The 24490-nt window shown below is 66.9% G+C and carries 26 protein-coding genes; 11 read left to right on the top strand and 15 right to left on the bottom strand.

The features are described from left to right. The first annotated feature begins 235 nt into the window (after positions 1-235). Positions 236-475: a hypothetical protein gene (locus A5700_RS09295; protein ID WP_068064560.1), complete on the top strand. Its 240-nt coding sequence runs from the start codon at positions 236-238 to the stop codon at positions 473-475. 25 nt (positions 476-500) lie between these two features. On the opposite strand, the gene A5700_RS09290 is transcribed toward A5700_RS09295, so the two are convergent. Further along, positions 501-1706, bottom strand: a complete 1206-nt coding sequence (locus tag A5700_RS09290) for an FHA domain-containing protein (RefSeq protein ID WP_156671162.1) — start codon at positions 1704-1706, stop codon at positions 501-503. 364 nt (positions 1707-2070) lie between these two features. On the opposite strand from A5700_RS09290, the gene A5700_RS09285 reads away from it, so the two are divergent. Further along, a complete protein-coding gene (locus A5700_RS09285) occupies positions 2071-2502 on the top strand; it encodes a hypothetical protein (RefSeq protein ID WP_156671161.1) in 432 nt (143 codons plus the stop codon). A 247-nt stretch (positions 2503-2749) separates the two neighbouring features. Here the strand turns inward: A5700_RS09285 and A5700_RS09280 are convergent, their stop codons facing one another. Further along, a complete protein-coding gene (locus A5700_RS09280; RefSeq protein WP_068064565.1) occupies positions 2750-3319 on the bottom strand; it encodes a sensor domain-containing protein in 570 nt (189 codons plus the stop codon). A 73-nt stretch (positions 3320-3392) separates the two neighbouring features. Here A5700_RS09280 and A5700_RS26585 point away from each other — a divergent pair, with 73 nt between their 5' ends. Continuing rightward, positions 3393-3575, top strand: coding sequence for a hypothetical protein (locus tag A5700_RS26585; protein ID WP_068064568.1), 183 nt, complete (start codon positions 3393-3395; stop codon positions 3573-3575). A gap of 429 nt (positions 3576-4004) precedes the next feature. Here A5700_RS26585 and A5700_RS09270 read toward each other — a convergent pair whose 3' ends face one another. Both A5700_RS09270 and A5700_RS09265 read right to left on the bottom strand, forming a co-directional pair. Continuing rightward, positions 4005-5417, bottom strand: a complete 1413-nt coding sequence (locus A5700_RS09270; protein WP_068064571.1) for a hypothetical protein — start codon at positions 5415-5417, stop codon at positions 4005-4007. Then, entirely contained in the window at positions 5414-6052 is a 639-nt protein-coding gene (locus tag A5700_RS09265; protein ID WP_197502692.1) for a hypothetical protein, read from the bottom strand. Before A5700_RS09265 ends, A5700_RS09270 begins: the two co-directional genes overlap by 4 nt. A gap of 162 nt (positions 6053-6214) precedes the next feature. On the opposite strand from A5700_RS09265, the gene A5700_RS09260 reads away from it, so the two are divergent. Both A5700_RS09260 and ligD read left to right on the top strand, forming a co-directional pair. Next, complete coding sequence (locus A5700_RS09260) at positions 6215-7246, top strand: phosphatidylserine/phosphatidylglycerophosphate/cardiolipin synthase family protein (RefSeq protein WP_156671159.1); 1032 nt, start codon at positions 6215-6217, stop codon at positions 7244-7246. 45 nt (positions 7247-7291) lie between these two features. Further along, positions 7292-8254: a non-homologous end-joining DNA ligase gene (ligD, locus tag A5700_RS09255; protein WP_156671158.1), complete on the top strand. Its 963-nt coding sequence runs from the start codon at positions 7292-7294 to the stop codon at positions 8252-8254. Here ligD and A5700_RS26940 read toward each other — a convergent pair. From A5700_RS26940 to A5700_RS09225, 8 genes are read right to left on the bottom strand one after another with little or no spacing between them, the layout of a single operon-like run. After that, the gene (locus tag A5700_RS26940) at positions 8251-8565 is read right to left on the bottom strand and encodes a hypothetical protein (protein ID WP_197502693.1); all 315 of its coding nucleotides are present in this window, start codon (positions 8563-8565) and stop codon (positions 8251-8253) included. The two genes, ligD and A5700_RS26940, sit on opposite strands and share 4 nt — an antisense overlap. A 10-nt stretch (positions 8566-8575) precedes the next feature. Then, complete coding sequence (locus A5700_RS26050) at positions 8576-8740, bottom strand: hypothetical protein (RefSeq protein WP_156671157.1); 165 nt, start codon at positions 8738-8740, stop codon at positions 8576-8578. Beyond that, complete coding sequence (locus A5700_RS09250; RefSeq protein WP_068064580.1) at positions 8724-9125, bottom strand: hypothetical protein; 402 nt, start codon at positions 9123-9125, stop codon at positions 8724-8726. The genes A5700_RS26050 and A5700_RS09250 overlap by 17 nt, the downstream gene beginning before the upstream one ends. Before the next feature lie 16 nt (positions 9126-9141). Continuing rightward, positions 9142-9459: a hypothetical protein gene (locus A5700_RS26045; protein ID WP_156671156.1), complete on the bottom strand. Its 318-nt coding sequence runs from the start codon at positions 9457-9459 to the stop codon at positions 9142-9144. A gap of 40 nt (positions 9460-9499) precedes the next feature. Further along, entirely contained in the window at positions 9500-9751 is a 252-nt protein-coding gene (locus A5700_RS09240) for a hypothetical protein (RefSeq protein ID WP_068064586.1), read from the bottom strand. Positions 9752-9783: 32 nt separating this feature from the next. Continuing rightward, positions 9784-11193, bottom strand: a complete 1410-nt coding sequence (locus A5700_RS09235) for a type IV secretory system conjugative DNA transfer family protein (protein ID WP_068064589.1) — start codon at positions 11191-11193, stop codon at positions 9784-9786. A gap of 2 nt (positions 11194-11195) precedes the next feature. Continuing rightward, complete coding sequence (locus A5700_RS09230) at positions 11196-11870, bottom strand: hypothetical protein (RefSeq protein ID WP_082960312.1); 675 nt, start codon at positions 11868-11870, stop codon at positions 11196-11198. Continuing rightward, positions 11845-12279, bottom strand: a complete 435-nt coding sequence (locus A5700_RS09225) for an XRE family transcriptional regulator (RefSeq protein ID WP_156671155.1) — start codon at positions 12277-12279, stop codon at positions 11845-11847. Before A5700_RS09225 ends, A5700_RS09230 begins: the two co-directional genes overlap by 26 nt. Before the next feature lie 247 nt (positions 12280-12526). Between A5700_RS09225 and A5700_RS09220 the strand changes: the two genes are divergently transcribed. The 6 genes from A5700_RS09220 (at position 12527) to A5700_RS09200 (ending at position 20378) form a co-directional block, all read left to right on the top strand. Further along, positions 12527-13774, top strand: a complete 1248-nt coding sequence (locus A5700_RS09220; RefSeq protein WP_156671154.1) for a hypothetical protein — start codon at positions 12527-12529, stop codon at positions 13772-13774. 18 nt (positions 13775-13792) lie between these two features. Next, complete coding sequence (locus A5700_RS09215) at positions 13793-14716, top strand: conjugal transfer protein (RefSeq protein ID WP_068064598.1); 924 nt, start codon at positions 13793-13795, stop codon at positions 14714-14716. An 18-nt stretch (positions 14717-14734) separates the two neighbouring features. Beyond that, a complete protein-coding gene (locus A5700_RS26040; RefSeq protein ID WP_156671153.1) occupies positions 14735-14926 on the top strand; it encodes a hypothetical protein in 192 nt (63 codons plus the stop codon). 18 nt (positions 14927-14944) lie between these two features. After that, positions 14945-15232, top strand: coding sequence for a glycosyl transferase family 39 (locus A5700_RS09210; protein WP_068064601.1), 288 nt, complete (start codon positions 14945-14947; stop codon positions 15230-15232). 94 nt (positions 15233-15326) lie between these two features. Beyond that, complete coding sequence (locus A5700_RS09205; RefSeq protein WP_068064605.1) at positions 15327-18308, top strand: ATP-binding protein; 2982 nt, start codon at positions 15327-15329, stop codon at positions 18306-18308. A gap of 387 nt (positions 18309-18695) precedes the next feature. Beyond that, complete coding sequence (locus A5700_RS09200) at positions 18696-20378, top strand: hypothetical protein (protein ID WP_068064607.1); 1683 nt, start codon at positions 18696-18698, stop codon at positions 20376-20378. Between the two features lie 163 nt (positions 20379-20541). Here the strand turns inward: A5700_RS09200 and A5700_RS09195 are convergent, their stop codons facing one another. From A5700_RS09195 to eccE, 3 genes are all read right to left on the bottom strand, one after another. After that, a complete protein-coding gene (locus A5700_RS09195; protein ID WP_068064610.1) occupies positions 20542-20991 on the bottom strand; it encodes a hypothetical protein in 450 nt (149 codons plus the stop codon). A gap of 6 nt (positions 20992-20997) precedes the next feature. Further along, entirely contained in the window at positions 20998-22830 is a 1833-nt protein-coding gene (gene eccA / locus A5700_RS09190) for a type VII secretion AAA-ATPase EccA (RefSeq protein WP_068064613.1), read from the bottom strand. A 21-nt stretch (positions 22831-22851) separates the two neighbouring features. Then, on the bottom strand, positions 22852-24490 hold a 1639-nt coding region (gene eccE, locus A5700_RS27290; protein WP_304442429.1), incomplete at its 5' end, for a type VII secretion protein EccE.

Raw genomic sequence — 24490 nt, 5'->3', positions numbered from 1 at the left:
CTTACGCTGCAGCGATAGTCCGACGGACGAGTCTTTTCGCGTCGTGCCACTGCAGGAAGAAGCGACAAGCACTACCTACGCTGCTGCATTTTCGCTCGCCATGATGAAGCGGCAGAGGCACGGGGTCGGCGGTCCCCGCAATCCCTGGCGGCGCCACCACCGCGAATGAGCCCCGCCGCACCCGTGGGACCGCGGCCCACCCCGATAGGCGACATCACCACGGCACGATCATCGGATGGACGATCAGACGCGGACCGTGACGGTGCAGTTAGCGCGTGCCGATGCGATCGTCTTGTGCGACTGGTTGGTCAATACCGATCTGAACACGGTGCCGATTACCCACCCGGCACAAAAGCAGGCGCTGGCAGACCTTCTGAGCCGATTTGAATGGGCCGCCCCTGAGGACGTTACGGTGGCCACCGCCGAGGACATTGCGGCGGCCCAAGCAGTCGTAGCCCGCGACATGGGCTGGTAGAGGCAGCAAAAAGGGTCGCTCGTGATCACGCAATTCCTGAAGCCGCCGCCGTCGTCAGCTGAGCAATCAGGTTCACCAACGCTGTTGCGTCCTCTGGTGTTACCGCGCGGTCGGCTTCGGCGTCTTCGAGCACTGATACCGCGAGCCCGGCCCCGTTGGCCGCCTCCTGAAGAGTCAATTCCGCGCGGTGGCGCGCGCCGTAGAGCTGCTGTCCCAAGGTGGCCTCAGGTGACTGCGCTGCGCGCATCATCAGGTTGTTATAGCTGCGACGCACGCTACTCAATGCCCGCATGACCGACGGGCTGCCTTTGGCGTTGCGCGCAGCGCTAGCGGCTAACCCTTCGAGCTTTCGCAGATCCGACAAGATGGCCGACGCTTCGGGGACGAACGATGGATCACCCGGTTCCGGCAGCGCCGAGATCGCTGTGATCAGGGTGTGCATGGCCAGTTCAATGGTTTCTGCCATCAGTGGCGCCTGCACAGCGTCGGTAAGAACCTCGGTGGCCTCGTCGGCAGCCACCGATCCAGGCTCTGGGGGCGCCGCGGCCACACCGTTCGTCGGTACCGCGACCACACCGTTCGTCGGCGCCGCGACGACCCCATCAGGCGCAACGACACCCCGTCGGATGCGGGTGATATGGCCCGTGGGCCAGTCGAGAACCTTTTCCAATTTCTCGAGGGTCCCCCGCCGCGGCCAGCTGCGGCCCTTCTCGAAGTTGATGAGCGCGCCCGCGTTGATGATGCCGTCTCGGTCCAAGCTGCGCTGAGAAATGTTGAGTTGCTGGCGACGTTCGGCGACCGCATTGCCGGCGCGAATCATGCCCGGATCGCTGAGGTCCGTCCACCACTCCTCTTCGCCCTCAACCGGACGCGCCATCTCACCGGACTGCTCGAGCGCTACATCAGACCCACCAGCAGGCGCGAGGCTCACCGCCACCACATCTGGCCCCCCCAGGTGAATTGTCGTGGCCGCGGTGATCGCCGCCGAACTTCGGCGCAAGCCGTCAATGAACATTCCGTTGGTACTGGTATCGATGGCCTGCCAACCGCTGGGATGTGGTTCCAGCCGAACATGTTTGCGCGAGATCCGCTCATCGTCGACAACGACGGCACTCGCAGTGTCCCTGCCGATGAACGCGACCCCGGCCTCAGGCCGCAGCGTGTGCGTCGCCCGCCCCACCCGTACCACGAGCATCGGGATGTGCGCAGTCGTCGACTGGTTGGATGGCAATGATCGCTCCCTTACATACGTGACACCCAAGCTGCTGCGGTAGCAACCAATGCACTCGCCATAATGCTACATCTTCGGCTTGGGCGGCTGTCTACCGAAGGCGATGACGCGCCGCGAAAGGGCATCGCCGCTTGCAGATAACCGCCCGGGTAAGCACCTTGCGGCCGGCGCATTACGCCGGAAACCTGGTATCTTACAGCACGTTTCCTCGGTTAAGCACCTGCATCAGTTGCGTGAAGGCTCGTCGCGCGGCTCCAACGCCAACCCGCTCGCGTTGAACCAGTTGCACTGACCATGCGCCATGGTTACAGTCGCAGCATCCGGGCGACCCCTTGCCGCCCGGCAGCTGCAACGAGGGGGCACCGTGACCGACGACGACGCAGGCAGATACGACGTCAGTCCTGTGACAGCGCCGCAGCGACTGGAACAGCATGTGCGCCCGCATACCGGCGCGATGGACCCAGCCAACCGCACCGTTCTGGGAGTCAGTCTGGCGGTAGCGGGCATGATGACCATGTCGGTGACGGCTTTGCTGATGGGCAACATTTTGGGCGGCTCGGTGTTCGCAGTGAAATTCGAAGAGGGCACCTTCCCGCCGAATTCCGCCGGCGTCGTGCAACAAGGCCTCGTCTCGGTCTTCGCGGCGACCGTGTTGGCGTTCGTCTCGGCGGGACTCGCAGCGAGCGCCGTGGTGATACGCCCGCACACCGTGGTCCAGGTAGTCGGCGCCCTCATGCTCATGGCGCTAATCCCAGTGCTTCTGGCGCTCTGGCTCTGCTACGGCCTGGCCTTCTAATCCTGCAAAGCCCCGCCCGCGGGCGCTCACTAAAGTCCGCCGCGAGCGCATCGACGCCGCCGACCAACCCGTGGTCGCCGCGCAGCGGGATCTCAACGCCGCCGCTAGATTCACTGCCGACACCACGCATCGCCCAGCGTGTGAACAGTGCCGAGGGCCTTACGGTGCGATGCGAAGCGACGCAGAACTAGTCGGCTGTCGGAGACACCACGACCGGTGTCCGCCTCGGGGATGACGGCGCGAAACGCTATGAACGGCGCGAGATGTTCTCATTAATTGCACGGACAAGCCTCACGCCCACGGTGATGGTATTTTGCCCGCACACGCGCACATCCACGATGACATTGCGCTGCCTGCCCATCGCCCGATCGCACTGACTATCGGGGTGGTCGGTCACTCCGGCTGGCAGCAACACCGTGCTAGCAATGCCCTCACTGTCGAGGACGATGGTGATCTTGGCGTCCTGGTCCGGTTGGCCGTTGGCGAATGACACCGTTACGTCGGTCATCCGGCAGTCCTGCCACGCCGCAACCTGCTGGGCATAAAAGCGTTGTGCGGCAGCATCATCTGGGAAGACGACCACCGACTGGATCACCTTATGACGTCCCGGGCTGGCTTCCCGCAGCCCTTGAACCGCGACGCCGGTATTGCCCGAGTCGGTGTAGGTGCTCGTCAGTGCCGGCGCCACTGCGCTAGCGCACTTCGCTGGGGAGATCGAGACATCGGATCCGAGAGACGCGGCCACCTCAAGGGCGTTGAGCTGCACGCCGTTGAGCAAGGTACTGACTTGTTGCGCCGAGACCAGGAAGGTCGGCAACGCTGCGACGTCGAGCGGCGGTGGCGCCGGCGGGGAAGAAGTCGGCGCAGGCTTTGACAACACGGGAATTCGCGTGGACGTCGGAGACGGCGAGATGAGCGCGGTCTTCGAGTTGCTGCTGCCCCGCACCACCAACGTCGCCACCAGCACCACCACCGCCACCGCGGCCGCCCCAGCCACCCACCACGACCACCGCTTGCGCCGCGGCCTCGCGGGCTGTTTCCCGGGCGGCAAGCCCCCTGCGCCCACGGGATAGGGGTATGGCGGCTGCCCTGGTGACTGGTGCCAGATCGGTCCTGCTGGCGGCGGACCCTGCCAAGGCGGTGGACCAGGAGGCGGGAAAGGAGTTTGCGGCGCGTAAGTCGGTTCGCCCGACGGCCGCGGCGGTCCCGCCCGATACTGCGGAGCGCGAGAGTGCGGCAGCTTGCTGGTCTCTTCGCCGTGGCCGGGCCCCCATTCGGTGCTCATCCGCCAAGCCTCTCTCAAGCCAACGATCGGGCGCAGCGAAACGCTGGTAGCAGAAGTTATTGTCGCTGCTGACTAACCCGGTCGAAATCGTGATGGTACGGGTGAAGCGAAGAACTAGGTGGGGCCGCTACCGGCGCTGACCACATCAGCGCGCCAAACGTAGTCCCCGAGGGGTCGGTGAGCGGGCCGGCCTAATGTATGGCGGCTGCAGTCACCCTCAGCGGGACCGCCACGGGTGCGCGCCGAGCATCGCCGTGACCGAGTCAATGACCGCGGCGTCGGTTCGACCTTCGTTGGCGAGCTGCTGAGTGGCCGCCGCGATCCGGACAAGAAGTCCACCATAGGTGCGGCTGGCGGCCTCGACGTAGGTGTGCGCGGCGTCGAGGCCAAGTGTCGTCAAGCCTCTCAGGTGTTCCAACAGATCGCTGGCCTGATGCTGGACCCGGGTCACCTGGGCGACCACGGAGGCGGTCTGAAGCGGTCGGGCTTCGCTGCCCAGCGCCGCCTCGAGCGTGAAATTGAGATCGCCCGCCGCGGCCAGGACATCCTCGATATGACCGGTGTAAGCCCGTACTTCTGCGGGTGGGATCGGAACACTCAGCAATTGCCCCGCGGCTGGCTCACTCGCATGAGCTTGAGCTCGTGCCTGCGCGGCCGCCGCCTCGGCTGCGTGCAGAGCCGCCAGTGCTTGCTCTGTCTGTCCTCGTGCCGCTTCCACTTCGGCGGCACACGCGGCGCGGACCTGGGCGATCGCGTCGTCAGCGTCCGCGCGGGCCCGGGCCAGCGCCGCCTTGGCAGCGGCTACCTCGCCCTCAGCGCGCCCCTGCGCGGCGGCCACCGCCGCCTCGCTGTCAGCGCGCAGCTGCTCGACATCGCCGCGCAACTCTTCCACCGATTGATGAGCTAGACCGCGTTCTTCGGCGCGCTCGACGAGCCGCTGTTCGGCGCGCTCGTCTGCGGCGCGGGCCTGCTCCTGGGCGGCGGCGATCTCGGCCGTTGCTTCGGCGCGCACCCGTTCCAACTCGGCGCGCACTTCTTCCAAGGCTTGCTGGGCGCTCTTGCGCTCCTCACGGCGCTCTGCGGCGCGTTCTTGAGCGCGCTCGTCTGCGGCGCGGGCCTGCTCCTCAGCGGCGGCGACGAAGCTCGCCGCGTCGGCCTGTGCGCGCTCCACTTCGGCCCGCGCGTCCTCCAAAGCTGCTTGCGCGCTGCGTAATTCAGCGGCATGCTCGGCGGCCCGTTGTGCAGCTTCAGCCTTTGCAGCACGGGCACGTTCGCGGGCGTCCTCGGCGGCGCGTGCGGACTCCTCGGCTTCTGCGCGGGCCAGCTCCGCCGCCGCCTCAGCGTCCTGGCGGGCTTGCTCAGCCTCGCGCATGCGCTGTTCGGCCACCGCGCGCAGATGGTCAGCCTGGACCAACTGCATCACCGGTGAGAGCCGCTTGGGTGCCGCTCCAAAGCGGTTGCGGTGCTCGATGAGCTCGCGTTCACTCATCGCGGCCACCGCCGCCAGTTCGGGCGACGGGGTTTGGCCGCACTGCTGCGCGGCCTCGACGGCGGCGATCGCCGCCCGTCTGGTCAACGCCGCCCAGCTTTCGACGTCGAGATCCTCGATGTGCTGGCGCAGCGTGGTCATCGGCGTCGCCGCCTGCCCGCCGCCGCCACCTTGTTCGCGGAGTCAACTGCAGCATCAGTGTCACGCGGTGCCGCTGGCTCCGTCTCCGCTGACGGCGAGGACTCCGGCGCCGGCGCGGGCGGTTCCTCGCTGCCGGCTGCCTGCGCGGCGGGAAGGGTAAGCCCGGACAGCAGACCGCCTTGCTGGGCCAGCACGCGCGCCACTTGGTCTAAATACACCGCGACTGCGTCGCGCAGCGTCTCATCGCCGAGCTGTTCGGCGTCACGCAGCAACCCGCGTAGCAGCGCCTCAGTCAACTCCGGGCCCAAACCGAGGGAAGCGGCCTGGCTGGACGCCGGCTCGATCCCGGCCGTTTCCACCACCCACACCAGCCGCTGCCAGCAGCGCTGCACCGCCGTGTTGTGCCGCTCAGCGTCACGGGCCTGTTCGGAATGGCGGTCCTGCTGCTCGCGCAGCATCCGGTCTCGCTTGGATGCACGCCCAACGGCGAAAAGGATCACAGCTGCCAGCAGCACAGCCGCCACCAAGGCTGCCGCACCCCCGAACCCCGCTGACGTGACGAACTCGCGGGCCGGCGGCAACGCGGGCAGCCCTTGAGGCGCTAGAACCACCGGCGCAGCTGCGGGCATCGACATGGAAGAACCATACCGACCCAACCTGGCTCAGCGCGATGGCCGCGCGGACCTGTTTTTCGCGACCGTCGCACAACCATGCGCGACCAGATACGTTCACGACAACTACGCCTAACAGCCCGACCGGCGTTGTGCGGCAAGGCATACCAGTGAACGAGGTACCCGGTGAAACACTTCACGCGCAGCATCCCACCGTGGCGTCGCCTTACGGCGGCCGCCGCAGCGGCACTGCTCACCGGGTGCAGTTCCATGCATGCACTCGCCCCCTCGCCACCGGCGGCCCTCAGCGCAGACCACAGTGCCTACCTGCTGACACAGGAGCCCGAAGCCGGATACTCGGCCGTGCTGGACATCATCAAGCAGGCGCATCACACGCTGCGAATAACGATGTACGAATTGGCGGACCCGGCCGCGGTCGGCGCCATCGTTGACGCCCACCGTCGAGGCGTCGACACCAAGGTCATCCTCGACGCCGCATTCCACGGCCGCCAAACCAATTCCGCCGCCTACGACCAACTCACAGCCGCCGGCGTCGACGTTCGGTGGGCGCCCGCAGCGACCATCTTTCACCAAAAGACACTCACCGCCGATAACACCGAAACCGCTATCGGCACAGCCAATCTCGTCGCCAAATACTACTCATCAAGCCGCGACGCCTGGGTCCTGGACCGCGACCCCACCGACATCGCCGCCATCACCGCCACTTTCGACGCCGACTATTCCGCCGCGACCGTGCGCCCCGCACCAGGCGTGGTCAACCCCCACCTCATCTGGTCGCCCGACGCACGCGCGACCTTCCTGCAACACCTGGACAACGCCGGCCACAGCATCGAGCTCACCACCGAAGAACTCAAAGACCGTGCCGTCGTGGCAGCCTTGACCAAAGCCGCCCACCGCGGCCTCACCTGCCGCATCGTCCTAACGACCAACCCGGCGACCACGCACACCATCGACGAACTCACCACTGCCGGCTGCCAGATCCATCAATTCCCGGCCGACGCCAAGCACCTGTACATGCACGAAAAAATCATCCTCATCGACAGGGCACAACTGATCATCGGCAGTCAAAACCTCTCCACCACAAGCCTATTGGAGAACCGTGAACTGTCGTTGCTGCTCACCAACGAGACCGCAAAACCTGTCCTGGACGCCGTGGCCGCCATTTTCGATAACGATTACCGCCAAGCCGCACCATAGGCGCGCAACGCGGCACACCACCGCCGCAAAACGCATAATGAGAGAGTGCAGCGCACCCCGGTTCCGCCAGCCCCGATGCTGGCCAGCGCCGCCGCCCCTCCCGCCGACACCGCCGGCTACTGCTTTGAGGCAAAGTGGGACGGCATCAGGCTACTGGCGCGCTGTGCGGAGCGGGTCGAACTGTTCAGCCGCCAGGCCACTAACCTCACCGCCTGCTTTCCAGAGATCGTCGACGCGCTGTTAACCACCCTGCAGGGGCGACCTGCCATTCTCGACGGCGAGCTCGTCGCGTTCGACCACAACGCGCAGCCATCCTTCGAGCTGATCCAGCGCCGCTTGCGCACCTCCCGCCCCGGTGCCCACCTGTTGGCTTCGGTGCCAGTGACGTTCTGTGTGTTCGACCTGATCTACCTCGACCGACACGATCTCACCGGACAGACGTATCTGCGGCGCCGCCACCTACTCGATGATCTGCGCTTGCATAAGCCGCCCATCATCGTCTCCCCGTACTGGACCGGTATCAGTGCCGATGCCATGGCAGAGATTATGCGCGGGCTGGGCCTGGAGGGCTATGTGCTCAAACTCGCCAGCTCCACCTACCAGCCCGGCCGTCGCTCACCCGCATGGATCAAATACGTGGTCCGCCAACGCCGCCCCATGGTCATCGGAGGATTCCTCCCCAGCAGTTCAGACTCTCGCGGCGGGCTAGGCGCACTGCTGGTCGGAGGCTACGACGCCACCGGCGAGCTTCACTACTGCGGACACGTCAGCACTGGCTTGAACCAGCGCCAACGCGCCAGGCTCGTCCAGCGTCTCGCCAAGCTGGAGCAGACCGCCGCGCCGTTCGCGCCGCCGGTACCCGCCGCCCGCGGCGCCCGCTGGGTCCACCCCAGGGTGGTTGTGGACATCGAATACCGGCAATTCACCGGCCGGTTGCGACACCCCGCCCTCAAAGCTGTGCTGGAAGACGCTGAGAGCGGGGCCGTTTCGCTGCCCGCCCGCGACTAGGACGCCCCGAGATAAAAAAGGGCGAGTTGGACGGGCTTGGAGGACGCGCGCGGCCCTAGCCGTCGCTGACGGCTTTCCTTGTGGGCGACGGCGTCGATTGCGGCCGACGCCAAAGCCAGGTACTGACTGCTGGGCTGCTTGTCGACCTCTTGGCCGGGGCGATACGTGGAGTTGATGGACTCGCGCAGCGCTGGCGGTACTTGCTTCCAGTGATCCGGGCACATGAACAGGCGCGGCTCAATTTCGGTCGTGCAGCCGCGAGCGTGGCACACGTGGGGTACCGCGGGCGGCGCCGAAGGAGTTGACTTCATCGCGGCACCTTCACGGCTGGTAGGTGGTGTCGTCGACGGTCTGTGTGGTGGCGAAGTCGTTGATCACCTGCACGGTGCCCTCGACGGCCACCCCGATGAGCAAGACTGCGACCACGATGGCCACGGCGAGCCCGCCCAGCCACGGAAGCTTGCGCGCGTCATTCACCGTCGTCACTGCCTTGGCGTCGCGCCCACGGCGACAGGGCGTCCCGCATCGTCATCAGCAGGCTCTCGCGTTGACGCGGGTCCATCTCGAGTGCTCTGCGCAGTGCGGTGCTCAAGACCGGCTCCTGTCCCAGATGCGCTATCGCGCCGTGCCAACTGGGTCGCCAGCTCCAGGCGGCGCGCACGCGGGCGGTGTGATCGGGTGCGGGGTCTGGCAGGGTGGCGGTCGCCCGCATTAGCCAGCGGATGCCTTCATTGTTGCCGCACGGGGATGCCGCGTACAGCATGGCCGCCAGCGGTCCGACGGCTTGCGCGGCCCAGATGTCGCCACCAGGCTTCGTCCGGGCGTGCAGAAGCGCCTCGGCGCATTCGAAGGCGTCGGCCGGCGAGGTCACCCGCGCGCTCGGATCGTCATGAGGGGGGCTGCAGATCACTTGTCCTCCTGAAAGATTCGATGTTCTCGTTCAGCCTCGGGGCGGACATTCGCGGACGCACGTGGCGGCATGTCAGCTCCCAATGGGCGCGGCGCCCGGGCTGGTCGGTGACGCGGCGCACGAGGCCACGCCGCGCCAGAATCACCAGCGCGCGATAGACCTCCTCGGCGACGACCGGCCGACCACGGCGCTGGCAGCGTTCGGTGACGGCCAGCCGAGCTTGCGTCGTCGACAACGGTTCTGTCGCATTTGTCAGAACGTCAAGAAGCTCGGCTCGCAGTTGCTCGGCGCTCACGACTGCGCGGCACCATGAACTAGCAGGCGATGGTAGGACGTCAATGTGAATCACCCACTTCAACCTGAGCGTCGCGGTCCACCGACTCCCAGTACGCGTCGGCTTGCCAGTAATCCACGTGCCAGTAGGCCTGGCGGCCCGACTTGCGACGCTCTACCAAGCCCCGGCGGTGCAGCTCGAGCAATGCGTCGTAAACGCGTTCATGCGTCAGCACCGGCTCTCGGTTGACGTTGATGCGTTCCGTAAGCGCGCGGGTGCTAAGCGGCCCGTCCGCGCAGCACAACACGGCCATGGCTATGTCCTGTGGGCTTAACCCGTTTACGCTCATGACCCCTCGACGGCTCGACGGTGACGCTCTATCACCCGGTCCCACATGGTGGCGGGTTTATCCACGGCGGCCTGCGCAGATTGGCAAAGCAGGCTCTTGACCGCGCGGTCGTATTTAGCGATGAACTCCTGCCAGTCGGGCAACTCGGTGGTGATGCCCGCTGTTCCGCGCCGCAACAGCCTTGCTTGCCCGCGGTTCTGCGGGAGCAGTCGGCGATAGTCGAGGCTGGGCCCCAGGTGCGAGGACAACGTTTTCCCGCCGGTGGCCTGATCGAAGCTTTCTTGGCGGCGGGTGGTCTCGCGCGACCACTGTTCGCCGCGCTGCAGCATCTCCATTTCGTCAGCGCCGTACATGATCAGGGCGGCTGGGAAGGTGGCGCGCAGCTCGCGGGCGTAGGCGCCGCCATAGACCGTGTCGAACTGGCAGGAAGCCTGCACCGACAACAGCATGTTGACGCCCAGGCCGCGGCCTTCTGAGACGTAGCGGCGCAGTGCGGGCATCGGAGCGACGTTGGTGGCTTCGTCGATGACCATCAGCAGCCGGTGCAGCATTTCCTTGCGCGCGGTTTTCCCGCGCCAGCTGCGGACCAGGTCGTCGAGCAGCGTGACGGCCGCGCCGGCGATTGACCCTTCGGCCGGGACGAGGATGAATAGGGTCGCGTCGGGGTCGGACAGAAACGACTCCTCAAAGCACGGGGCGGTGATGCCGCGCAGCCCCAACCGCATCCACGGGGTGACGGCCTTGCGCATGGTCAGCGCGATACTGTCGCGCTGGCGGGGGTCCATCGCTAAGGTGCGCAGCAGTGCGTTGCGAAAGAGCGGTTGGCTGGCCACTTCTCGTGCGGCGCTGTGCCAGCCGGGCGCGTTCGGGGTCTTGTCGTCGTCTTCCATGTTGTCCACGGCCAGCAGCACCCATTCGATGCCCTGACCGTGGCCGCACGGGGAGGCCGCGTAGAGCATCGCTGCCAGCACCGCCTCGGTATTGGCTTCCCAGATCCCGGCGTCGGAGACCTGGTCGATGCCCGAGCCCAACCCGACCGCCGACATCTGCATCATGGTGTTGGCCGCAGTGACCGCCTGATCCGGTGTGCTGATCATCGCGGTGGGATCAAACGAGCGCACCTGCGCATCTTGGGGATACACCGGCGAGTAATCCGGCCGCAAGTCGATGACTTGCTTTGGGCCCCAACGCCGTTGACATACCAGCCACATCAAGTCATCTTTCGACGACACGCACACCGCGGGCCCACCCCACAACACCGTTGCCGGCGCCAGCACTGAGCGGGTTTTTCCGGTTCCAGGTGGTGCTGACACCAGCACGTGACACTCACTCTCGGCGACGGAGAGCTGATTTGATGAACTATCACGGCTGAATCCGCAGTAGGGCGAGGTGGGCGGGCGATACATCTTTAGAACCTCCGGATCGGGCTGGGGTCACCGGGCGGGTCGTCGCGACGTGTCGGGAACACTCCCGGCCCGGTGAGGTCATCGGGTTGCAGGAAGCCGAAATCGACGTCGTTGACATCCTCGGGCGGACGCATGGGCCACCAGTCTCGGGCCCCGTCGACGGCGAGCCAGCCTTCCACGATCCCGTAGAGGCCGGCGGTCAGCAGGGCGGCCGGGATTTGAGCCACCAGCCACGGCACCGCGGCCGCCGACACCAGGGAATCGCCCGGGCCGGTGAGCCACAGCACCACCGGCAGCGGCGCACCCACGATCGCTGCTGCCCACATGAACGCCGCGATCGGGTACGAGCGCAGTTCGCCGGGAATTAGCTGGACGACCCATACCGACAACGCTTTGCCCGCCGGCCATCCCAGCGGTGCCAACACCGCCGCAGATATCAGAATTACCCAGTCCAGCATGGCGTAAGGCGTTTTAGGTGGCCGCAAATACCACGGGTGAATAATGTCATCGTCGGCGGGATCAACCCGCGCTCCGGTTATTATTCCATCGCGGTCACGTATTTGGCGCGCCAGTTCTTCTGCGCGCCTTTTTTGGAATATGAACGTTCGTTGATTGCGGGCGATCCACTTGCGGCGGATCTCGTCGAACCGGTCAGCAGGTACGTGCATCAGCAGCATCTCCGACGGCCGGTACAGGATCAGTGTAAAAGTCGCCCAGGCGTTGCGCGACGTCCAGAAGAAAGTTCTTCAACTCGGCTGCGGTGCGCGACACCCCGGTACTCTCCGCGTCGAGTCTGGCCGCGTCGATCGCCACCGCGCACTGGCTGAGCTGGTCTGATATCCGCAGCGCGGGGCTGCCGCCGGTCAGCGTCCACTTCGCCGAGCCCTCTTGCCACCCCAGCGCCACATCGAGGCGCGCGAGCGTTTTGACCGATAGTCCACCGCCGCGCTCGGCGGCCTTATACAGCGTCGACGGGGCAGGGCCGCCCGCGCCGGCGAGGTCCTCGCGGGTCCATCGCAGCTGCGCCAAGCGGTCCTCGACAAAAAACAGCAGGCGCCCCACTCCGTCTGCCGGGATTGCATTCACAGAAAAGACGGTAACAACCGATCAAGTTATTTCGCTACGGCCGTGGAATATCCGTTAATCCACCCTTTAGGCTAACCGCGAGGACAGGAGGTCAATCCGATGCACGGTGTTGTTGACAATGTCGCCGCCACCGTCAGGTGCGGTGCTTCGACCGTGCTGCCTGCCGCCTTAGTCATGGCATGCCGCAGGTTTGCTAGTGCAGTGCGCGATGGCCTAACTGGTGTTCGCGGCGACGGCGGTGCCGCCCATGAGTAACGGGTCACCAGACAATCTGGAGCTGTGCTGGGAAAGCACCCAAGAAATGCTGCACAGCCTCTACAGCGGCGGCCCCGGGTCAACGCAGATCCACGACCACGACAGCGCGGTCCCGCCCGCCGACGACGCCATGCTCCCGCCCGACCACGACTACGACGAACCGATCGGTGCAGGTTTCGCCCTCGCCGAGGACACCGGGAGCGACACCTCCCGCGCCTGTGAGCACACCCGCGATGTGGCCGAGCCCTTCGAGGCCCCACCTGATGAGCTGGACACCCCCACCGACGCCGGTGCGCTGCCGAGCATGGCCGACGCTGATCCCAGCAGCGGCGCGCTGCCTGACTACAGCGAAATCGCCTTGCCGGGAAGCGAACTGGTCGATGCGCTCACCCACCCGGGAGCCGACGGCGACAACGCCGACACTGCGGCAGAAGCCACCCGCACCCCCCGTTACAACAAGCGGATCGCTGCAGGATTCGCCGCGGCGACCGCGGTGGCCACCGTCGTGGTCACCGGCGCCATGCTCGCCATGCGCAGCGACCCGCACACCACCGACCCTGACCACGCTGCCCAACCCCATATCCGGCTCAGTGTCGTTGCCGCGCCGCCAAGTACCAGCCCGGCCGCCGACAACCAAGACGCCGCCATTCCCTACACCGCCACCTCGGTAGGGTGTCTGCCCGGCTCGACCGCCGCGCAATCGGTGGCCGGCCCCGACTCCACACAGGCCTGGGTCTGTGTCACCGGCGGCAACGTCGGCCAATACCTCGTACTCAACCTCGGCCGCAGCATGGTCGTCACCGCGGTGTCGATCACCCCAGGCTGGGTCGGCGCGGACGCCTCGGGCGCCGACCAGTGGCACCAGCACCGTGTGCTCACCCGCGTCCAATGGAGCTTCAACGACGCCCCGCCGACCGTGGTGCCCCAGGAGACCGGCAGCGTCCACGGCGAAGCCACCAAACCCATGCCGGCCCGCGGAGTGCTGGCCTCGCGCATCATCCTGCTCGTCCAAGAGACCGGCCGCGCACCCGCCGACATCACGCCGACCACCACGCCGGCCCCAGGCGGCGGCGGCCTCATCGGCGAGGTCCTCGGCCCACCAGCAGAACCCGCCGACCCAGCGCCGCCCAGCAGCACCCCGGCGCTGCCCGGCCTGCCCGCCGATCAAGCCCACACCGACCCCGCCGACAACACATTCGCTGTGTCGTCGATCAAAATCTTCGGCCACGCACCGCAATAACGAAGGCTCCCAACACATATGGTTACCAACACCTGGCGCAAACGCCTCGACGGCACCCACACCGCGCTGCGGCGCGCCGGCCTCACCATCGGCCTCACCGCCTGCAGTGTCGTGGCCATCTCGACCATCTGGGGATGGATTTTCAACGACCCGATCGACGTCGCCGGCCCCGCGCGCAGCGCGGTCAACCGCACCGCACTGGTCGGCTCGTACGCCCAAGACTGCGTGACCCGCTGGCTCACCGCCACCGCATCCCACCCGCAGGTGCTGCACGACTGCTGGTCACTGCGCGACCCGATCCGGCTGCCCACCACACCCGCGCTCATCGTCACCTCCCCCGCCGTCTCCGCCGTCACCCTCGTCAATGACGCCGGCACCACCCAGCAGTGGAGCGTGGTCATCAGCGTCTCCGAGCGGCCTTTTGAAGCCGCCACCCCGCACACCGCCTACTACCGGCTGCCCGTCGTCTACAGCAACTACGGCCTGCGGGCCAGCGCGCTGCCGGCCCGCGTCGACGGTCCCGGCGCCGGCGCCGACGCGCCCCTGGGCTACCCCACCGCCGTCGCTGACACCTCACCAGCATTCACCACCGTCAGCGGATTCATCACCAGCTTCTTGACCGGCGCCGGCGGCCTGGAACGCTACGTCACCACCAGCTCCGGGCTACTGCCCGCCGCCGACTACCGATCCGCCCAAGTCGCCAAACTGCTCGCCAACCACAGCGCCGGGGACCACGACGTGCCCGCCGAGGGCACCACCGTGCACGTATTGGCCACCGTCAGCGCCGTCACCAGCCAATACGCCCCGCTGCAGCTCGACTACCCGATCGTGTTGACCGTCACCAGCGGCCGTTGGAGCGTCTCGGGCCTGGACTACGCGCCGCTGTTGGCCGAGGGCGCCGAACTCACCCCCGTCATCCCCACCGCGGCCGGACCGCGCTAGCACGCAGGAGCCCCCACCATGAGCATCGAGCACCTCCCCTCGGCCCTACTCGCGGTCACCGTGGTGCTGCGGCTGGCGCGCCTCATGGGTCGCCGCGTGCGTGCGCTCATCAGAACCACTGCGCTCGGCGCCGGTCTGCTGCTGCTCGTCGCCGCGCCCCATGACCTGCCCGCCCTCGGGCCACTTCTGCACACTCTGTCAACGCACTAACCACGAAAGGAAACCCCTATGAACATCATCGCTTCGGCCCCAACGGTTTTGGCCGCCAACGACCTGGTCTCAGGCAGCCATTCGCTCTACACCATCGGCGTCGGTGTGCTGGTCGTGCTCATCCTGCTCGCCGGTGGGACACGCGCGGCCGGTTCCTTCTTCGGCGGGCGCATCGGTGCCACCGTGGCCTGGGCGCTGACCGCCGTCGTTGTTGCGGTCATCGTCGGATCTGGCTACGCCATCTACTCCTCCACCAAGCGCACCGTCGACCGCACCGGCATCACCACCGGCCAATTCGGTCAGTAACCCCTTCCGCCGGCACGCGTACCACCGCCCCGGGACTCGTTGACCGAGGGCGGTCACCATCGCTTGCTTGTGCGTTTATGGAGAAAGAAACGCCATGACTGAGTCAGCGCAGCTGTTCAAGGGTGTCCACGACACCCCCGTCTACACCGACATCCTGTTCAAGAAACCACTGCGGCTCGGCGTGGCGATCAGCCTCTACGGGGGCACTGCCCTGACCGCCGTCTTCACCATCCTGGCACTAGATTCCGGGCATGCCCGGGCCGTCTTGATTCACGGCCTGCTCACAACAGGCCTCCTCGCCGGGATCGCGGCTCTGATCCCCCGCGGGCGTCCCACCTTGCGCTTCCGTGCCACCAGCGTGTGGCGTGCGCTGCGTCCCCGCCTGGCCGCCAGCACCAGCAACCCGCTGCTGGCGCCGCCGCACACCGTGATCGGCAACCTCAGCTTCACCGCCCACGGGGTCCACGCCCACTACCTGATCAGCGGTCTGCCCTACTACCTGCAATCGACCAAACGCCGCATCGGGGTAGCCGATCGCCACCAAACCCTGGCCCGCGAACTCCCGGCCGGCAGCTGGGTTTTCGGCCTCGCCGTGCCGCAAAACCAACGCCAACTGTTACGCGCCATGCTCGACGGGCATCTCGATCAACCCCGGTGGCTCGAATCCTGCCGGCAGATGGCGCCCGTCATCGCTGAACAAACCCCCCGCAGCCGCATCTACTGGCTGACCCTGCCCGTCGACGCCGGCCGCGCCGGCCACAGCCCCATCGGACAGGCCGCCAAACTGCGCGACTGGGTCATCGGACGCGACAAAGACTCCGACGACTCCGTGGCCGCCTACCAGCACCTGGCCCACGACATCGTCACCGCGCTGCCCGAAGAATTCGCTCCCCAACCCGTCAGCGCCGCAATGCTCGACTGGTTCTGGCGCCACAACGCCTGGCGCGGAGTGTTCAACGAACCTCTGCCCCGCCACAGCGGCGCCAGCGAGCTCGACACCGGCGCGCTGCCTGTCGCGGTATTCGACGACGGCGACCAACACCACCACGGCGGCCGCGCGTTGCCACTACTTCTCATCGCTGCCGGCATGGCCGGCCTTGCCGCGGCGGCCGCCCTCCTCGTCGGTCCTCTGTTGGCCGCCCCCTTCGGCGCCATCGCCGCGCTCGCCATCCTGGCCTGGGCGCTCGGCATCCGCCGCATTCCGTCATGGCGCAAAACCCTGCGTGTTGCTAACCCCGAGGGTGCCCACCCCGACAGCTACCAAGCCATCCTGCCCGTCGTCGACATGCCCAAGGCCGGCATCGTGTTTCCCGGCTCGGAATTCCTGCAAGCCCTCGACGACCTCGATACCGGCGCCACCTTCGACTTCGCCGTCAACCTCGTCACGCTAAGCCGCGAAATGGAATTCGTGCGCAACGACCGAGCCAAAGGCAACATCGACGACCAATTCACCCAGCGCCGCGACGTCCGCAACGGCGACGCCGAACTCATCGCCACCTGGCGCCAGCTCGCCGAATACAACCGCCAGCTCGAAGCCAACATCGACGAACGCCCCCTGCACGCCGCCTTCCTGATCGCCGTCGGCGCACCCGACCAACACACCCTGGACTACAGCGTCAAACGCCTGCGCGAAGAACTCACCGCCTCCGGCCAAATCGCTATCCGCCACTACCGCGGCGCCCAAACCAAGCTGTGGGCCGCCTTCAACCCCGCCGCCCCCACCCACAGAACCACCGTCGACCAATTCACCCACCCCACCACCACCAAGAAATGGTCACGCTTCGTGCCGTTCACCTCATCCATGGTCGGCAACAACACCGGAATACTCTTGGGATTCAACAGAAACAACGCACTCAACAGCGCGGTGCTGCTCGACCTACCCGCCAGCGCACGCCGCAACCGCAACCCCTGCCTGGTCTGCAGCGGCGCGCTAGGCTACGGGAAATCCTATGCCGCCAAACGCATCACCCGCGGCGAGATCCAGCGCGGCGCACAAGCATTCATCGTCGACCCGGGCACCGAGTGGCAAAAAGCCCTCGCCGACATCGACAACAAAGCCGTCATCGACATGGCCGGTAACCACTTCAGCTGCGACCCGCTGCGCACCTTCCCCGCCGACGTCGCCGGCGGCTACTGGCTGGACTACCTGGTCCCCATGATGAGCCTAGACCCGCGCAGCGTCGGTGTACGCCGCCTGCGCACCCTGTTGCATCCCGACGCCCGCGACCGGCTCGGCATCACCAGCACCGCCGCACTGATGACCTACATCAGCAACATCCAGGCCCCCTCGAGCGGACCGGACACCCGCCCGCCGCAAGTCGCGCAGCTGGCCGACGACCTGGCCCCCGTCTTGGCCGCCCTGCAATCGTGGGCCACCTACGACTTCACCCAAGCCATCTTCGACGCCGCCCTTCCCGTGCCCGACCTGGCCCGCCTCGACGTCACGATCTGGCTCACCGGCAGCCTCGACCTACCCACCGCCGAGGAAATGAACACCCCGCATCTCTACGAACGCCTCTCCGACCGCAAGCGCGCCTCCGTGGCCATCTACGGCATGCTCGTCCGATTGGCCAGGGTCACCTTCTTCGCCGACAGCAGCCGCTTTGGCCTCATCGTCATCGAAGAAGCCGCCGCCCTACTCAACTCCCGCGCCGGCGCCGACGACGCCCACCTGATCAGCCGGCGCGCTCGCAAGCACTACACAGGGTTGTTGATCATCACCCAAGACCCGATCCGCGACCTGGCCCTCATGGGCGACCAGTTCATCACCCAACAACTCATCATGCCGTTTGAGAACGAAGACCTCGCACGCGAGGTCGCCGCCAAAGTCGGCATCCGCCTCGACGACTACCCCGACATCGAAGAATTCTTCCTTGCCCAACCCTCGCCCGACGAGATGCGCGACCCCACCGCCTTCGACGACCCCGACACCACCGCAGGCCCCAACCGCGGTGACCGGCAAGGCTACGGATTCTTCGTCGACGAATTCCGCCGCAAATCGCCCATCTGGGTCGCCAGCGAACCCGATCCCGCGCTACACCACGCCTACGACACCACCCCCGGACGCGTGGCATGAACACCGCGCCAACCACTTTCGGGCAACGCGCCGCCGAATACCTCGGCTACCAAATGGCCACCCGGCCGCGGCTGCGCCGCGTCACCACATTCTGGCTCATCACCCACACCCTCGCCGCCGCCGCGCTCGGCGCCGCCCCACCCGCGGCCGCCTCCACCCTCGCGGGCGCACTGAACTGGACCGGCATCACCGACAGCCACGGAGTGCCCGTCGGCAGCTACTACCTCTCCGTCGTCAGCACCAGCGAGGCCATCACCAAAGCAGGCCCCGGCCTCAGCGCCGACCCCTCGAGCTGGGCCCGCTGGCTCGCCAACGCCGTCACCACCGGCATGTCCCCACGAGCTCTTCATCGAACTCCTGCAAGCCCAAGCCGGCATCTACATCTTCATGATCGCCACATCACTGTGGCTGTTGCGGTTCGCCATGTCCAACACCTGGCTGTTGTGGCTGGCCACCTGGTTTCGTCCCATTTTCGACACCATCCGCGCGATCCTCGCCGACCTGTGGGTCTTCCCCATCTGTCTGCTGCTGGGGCTCGGCGTAGGCGCCTTCCACATCATGTGGCACGGCCGCAAAGGATTTGGAGCAGGCATCCTCGTGTCCACGATCGCGATCGGCGTGCTCGGCATCGTCGTCACGGGTGACCCGCTCTCCGACCTCTACAACGAAAACGGCCTACTGACCCAGGGGCGCAACCTCGGATTCAGCATCACCCAAGCAGCTTTCAACAACGGCTCCATCACCACCGGCGGCGGCCAAGCCCAACTTCAGCACCTCACCGGCGTCATCGCCGACGCCACCATCCGCATGCCATTGCAGCTGATGAACTTCGGCACCACCGTCGACGACATCGGAACCTGCGGCGGCGCCTACACCGCCGCCATGCTCACCCCCCACGACGGCAGCGACCTGGCCGGCCCCGCGCACGCCATGGCCTCCTGCGGCGCCCCGCAGGCCCTCTCATTCGCCCAACACCTCAGCGGCGCCAACCTCGCCCTCGGCGCCTGCTACGGCCTGCTCGGGGCGGTGTTCGCCTTCTTCGTCTGCTACGTCACCTACAGCTACGTCATGGTGTGCTGCGCGGCCTTCGTCAACGCCCTGATGTCCGTCGTGGCCGCCGCACCCGCCATGATCCACGGCAACCCGCGCCGGCGCGCCGCCCGACGCCTCACCATGTTCTTCAAACACGCCGCCCTAGTCTTCGCCTACACCACCTACATCTCCATGGCCGCCATGATCGTGCTCAGAATGGGGGCCCGCGGCGGCTACGCCGACCAAGTGGGAATGAGCCATCCACTGGCCCGGCTGATCATGATCGCCATCGTCTCCGCCGTCGCCATCGGCGTGTTCTGGTGGCTCAAACGCGAATTGGGCGACCACACCCGCCACGATTTCACCCACGCCGTCAGCGACCTCGTCCACCGCGGCCGCGACGGCTACCAGCGCGGCCAAGACGCCTACGACCGGGCCCGCGACCTCAACGCGCGCGCCCCCTGGTCCAAAACCTCCGACAGCGACGCCGATTCGCCCGACGACCCTGACCAGCCCCTCACCGGCACCCCCGTCAACGGCCGCCCACCAGGAGGGCGGCCACCCGCGCCGGGCCGCACCCGCCAGCGCACCCCCACCGGCCCAGCCAGCTCCCCGACATCCGGGGCCACCGGCGGCGGTTCCAATGCACCCGCTGCGGCAACAACGTCGGCCGCCGGCGATGGGGCCATGATGGCCGGTGAAGCGGCCACCGCGGTCGCCGCTCCCGAAGCCGTCGCCGGCGCCGCGCTCGCGAGCCACGTCATCAACCGCCAGCACCGCGACCGGGACCGCACTCGCGCCGCCGGCGGCCCACACCCCAACCAGAACGCCGCAGCACAAGCCCCAACACGCAGCGCTGCCGATAGCAGCGCACCGCCCAACGCACCGGCCACCGGCCGCTCTGGGCGGGTGGGGCCCTCTACGACCGCATCCGGCGCCTCCGGCACCACATCCGATCGACCTCGACCCAACCTGCCTCCGCCGCCCGATCGACCCGAGGTCGACCAGCCCAGCGCACCAATCCAAGGGCGTTCTTAGCTGTACAGCCCGCCCGAGGCGCGCAGGGGGTTGTGGTCAGCTTGTCGTGATCAGGTGCCGCGCTGTGTGCGGCTACCTGTCCCGGTCACGAATTCAGCGCGGCCGGGCTACAGCAACTACTTTCCGGGCTGTTCTTAGCCAGCGACGCAGTCGGTGCGGAACTTCAGCGAGTGCGTCGGCGCCGTCGCTTGTCGCCTTTGATGCGCAAGCCCATGAGCCATCCTGCCAGCCATGCCGGTTCAGGTTCGTTGCGTAATGCCTTGATTTGTTGGGAGGTGAGCCCTTCAGGGTGGCCGGCGCGCATGCCCGTGATGAGGACAGCGCCGCGCAGCAACGGGACGGTCCTGAGCGAAAACGCCGAAACGGCATGCAAGTTGAACGTGGCCATCCGGTTGATCGGGAGCGAGTTCGTGGCCGGATCGAACCAGAACACAAGGCCGTGCTCGGCGGTCAAGGATTCCGCTGCAGTGCCGACGTGGGCGGCAACGACACCGTCACCGAGGACGGGTACCAGCTTCATCGACTCGTCGCGCTGCACCAAGATACCCACCGGAACCAGCGCCTCGAGCAGGGCGACGTCCTGCGCGCTGAGCCTGCTGCGCGGCGTCCTCACGGGCAGCTACTCGGAGCGCTTCTCAGAGACTGCCGCGCGCAAGCCTTCGGCGAGGTCCGCGCGGGTCAGTTCGCGCAGGCGCAGCAGCTGCTCCTCGGTGACGTCGACGTCATCGCTGGCGAGCAGGTCGTCGAGCTCGGCGGTGTCGAGTCGATCGTTGCGGTGATCGCGGGCTTTTTCGACGACGTTGCGCACGAATCCGGCGTTGCCCAACACGTCGATGCCGCGGATCAAATCGCCTTCGGCGGTGTGGGTTTCCTCGGCGTAGAACCTTTCGAAATCCGGGCGCAGCACCTCGACGGCCTCGTCGGTGGTCACGTCCTCATCTTCACTGACCATGAGCTTGGTGAGCTCGATCAGCTCAGGCGGGGTGTAGCTGTGGAACTCTATCACGGTCGAAAACCGCCGCCGCAGACCTTGATTGACTTCCAGCATCCGCTCCGTGGCTTTGGCGTAACCGGCGCCGAACACCACCAGCTCGTCGCGGTGATTCTCCATATACAGCAGCAGCGTGTTGATGATCGCGTTGCCGTACGGGTCGCCGGTGGAGTAGCCCCGCTCGTGCAGGGTGTGCATCTCATCGAAGAACACCGCGCCCCCGAGCGCGCCTTCGAGCATCTCTTCGGTGTTTTTTTCCGCATCAGCCATGTAGCGGCCCAACAGTTTCGCGCGGCTGGTCTCGACGACCAGCGGCTTGCGCAACACCTTCAGGCCGCACAGCTGCTTGGTGAAAGACCGTGCCACAGACGTCTTTCCGGTTCCCGGTGGGCCCAGCAGCAGCGTGTGCCGCGAGGTCACCGGCACCCGTAGGCCCACCTTGGTGCGAGCCAGATTGACCTTCGTGGTGGAACGGATGCGCTTGATTTCACGTTTGGCGGTTTCCATGCCCAGCATCGCATCGAGCTCAGCTTGCCCTTCGGCCAAATACTCCGAGGCCTTTTCAGCGTCGCGGGCCGTTTCGGTCTCCAGGCGACTCGGGGCGCTGGCGGGGTCCCACGGATCGGTGCGCGCTTCGATGGTTTCGGGGTCGGTGAGCACCAGGCGCCGGCTCGGGTCGTCCATGGCGTCGCGGGCCGGGCTGAATTTCGGGTCGCGTGAATACACCCGGCGCAGCAGCTGGGCGGCCTCGTCCTCGCGGCCCAAATGCCGAAGACACATGGCTTGGGTGTAGAGCGTCACGGTCGCGGCCGCGGGCACCCGCTCATCGTTGGCGACTTTCTCGCCGCGGCGAAACGCGTCCTCGAACACCCCCAGCGACGCCAGCGCGGTGGTAGCCATCGCGGTGGCGGCGCACTCGTATTCTGGCCGATACCACCGTCTTTCGATAGGAAACAGGCGCAGCACGTCGGTCCAGCGTTGCGTGCGGAAATGCAGCAGCCCGTGGACATAGGTGTGCATGTCGGCGTCGAAAGGGTCGGTCGGCGTGGCCGCAGAGCTCAGCAGCGCGGCGGCCTGGCTGTAGTTGCCTTCACGCACCAACACTGTGGCGTAGGCGCCGCGCAGCGCATCGACTGAGCTGACGGGCAGGTGCAGAAACAGGCCGTCGAACACGGTCGGGCGAAAGTCGGCGCCATTCACGCCCAGGCGGCGGATCTCCCACCCGAAAGTTCCCGAGGCCGCCCATGCCCCGGCCAGGACCTCGATGGTGTCCTCGCCGGCGAGCACCCGGCCCATCCAGCCGTCACAGGCTGCTGGGTCGGCGCGGGTGACCGTGCGGAACATGTCGGCGGCCACCTGCCGGTTATGGCTGGGCACCAGGCCGCCCACGCCGATCCCCGACGCCAACAGTCCGCGTCGAAAGGCGGTGCGCGCCGGGGTTTCTGCCTCAATGCCTGTCATGGTGATCTTGAATGTAATCTCTTAGGCCGCGCGGCGGGGGCCGGTCTCGATCAAGCGGCGCTCATAGTCGAGATTGATGCGCAGCCGGTACTGAAATGCCCACGTGCGGATCACCGCGGCGCCGCTGTTCTCCTGCTCGAGGTGAATATCGGCGTTGCTCGCCGATCGCTTGCCGACGGTGCGCACCGTCACCGCGGCGCCGGCTGGCGCCGCACCGTCGACGCGGTCGTAGACCACTAGGTACGGATACCGGGAGGGGGGCAGGTGCTCGGCGAGGCCTGCGGGGCCGACTACCTGCAGACCAGCGCCGGTTACCGGCTGCCAGCGGTGCGGCTTTTGAGTCAAGACGAGCACCTGGTAGCCGGTGGCGGCCGCGCGAAGCGCCACTTGCACCAGCAGCGCGAACTCCCCGGAGATCGTCACTGTGGCCAGCTCGGTGGGCTCGCTCAGATCAACCAGTAGCGGGTGTCCGCTGGCGGTTCCGATGATGATGCCCGTCGCGCCAATCGGCACCGAGACCTTCTCCTCGGCACCCAGCTCACGCGCCGGCGCCGCCAGCCCCGCAGTGCCCGGGGTCACCAGCCCCGCACCCAGCGCCGCGTCGTGGCGGCCTACCAGCGGGTTAAGCCCGGTCAGCGGCGGCTCGGCCAGTGGGCCACCGGTGTGGTAGCGCACCATCACCCCTGCCGTGGTGGCGCCATTGTCGGCGCGGCGCAGCTGCACCGACACCACGGTGGCGTCGGTGTCCGGCGCCCACAGCCGGTCGATGCTGGTGCTGGAGATGTCACCCGGGGATATCCAATAGGTGTGTACGTAGCCACCCGGGTGGCGCAGTCGGCCCCATCCGGCCTGCATGGCGCCCGGGTCGATCCCGGCCAGCAGCGCCTCATCGGCGTCGCGGATTTGCGCTGCGGTCAACACCCTGGCCGGGATGCGCAAACTGGTCAGCTCTGCGGCCAGCCATTCCGCGGCCGCGCTCATCGTGGCCGCCACCGACTCGCGCCACACAATCGCACGGGCGCTGTGCAAGGCGTCGAGGCGCACCACAAGCCAGGTTCGCCGCTGGCCGACCGCCGGATGGTCACCCACCTCGCCGGAATACACCGGCGCATACGGGTGATGGGTCTTGGGTGCGCGACGCGCGCCGGCACTGACGATGTCTATGCCTTCCAAGCGCACATCGAACTGTTCGAGTCCGGCGGCCACCGCGTCGAGGGGCAGCTTCGCTAACGACTCCACCCGCGGGTAGTCCAGCACTGAAGGGCTGTGCGGGGGCCCGTCGACGGCCACCACCGCCACCAAATGCTGCCCGACTGCCCGGATACCGACCGGCCCGGACCCGAAGGAGCGTTCGTAGTCGGCGAGCTCGCCGACCGGGACCCCCAGCCGGGGGTGGCGCACGGTCACAGATCGCCACGCCAGCGTCAACAGCGGGGCGCCACGCCAACACAGCAGCGCCAGCACCGTCACCACCACGGCGGTCCCAACACCGGTCCACCAGCCGGCCCGGCCGGCCATGCTCACCCCCGCCGCCAACAGCGCGACGTCGACGATGAACACCGCCACCACTCGCGGCCAGCTCGCGGCCACACTGAGCGGGAAGGTCGCCTTCATGACCCCGCCCCCCGCCGGCGCATCAGTGCCGCCGAGCCCAGCACCA

Source organism: Mycobacterium sp. E1214, from assembly GCF_001666755.1.
In the GTDB taxonomy this organism is placed as follows: Bacteria; Actinomycetota; Actinomycetes; order Mycobacteriales; family Mycobacteriaceae; genus Mycobacterium.
The sequence above is the reverse complement of the archived record's forward strand: the minus strand, read 5'-3'. Positions and strand labels throughout refer to the sequence as shown.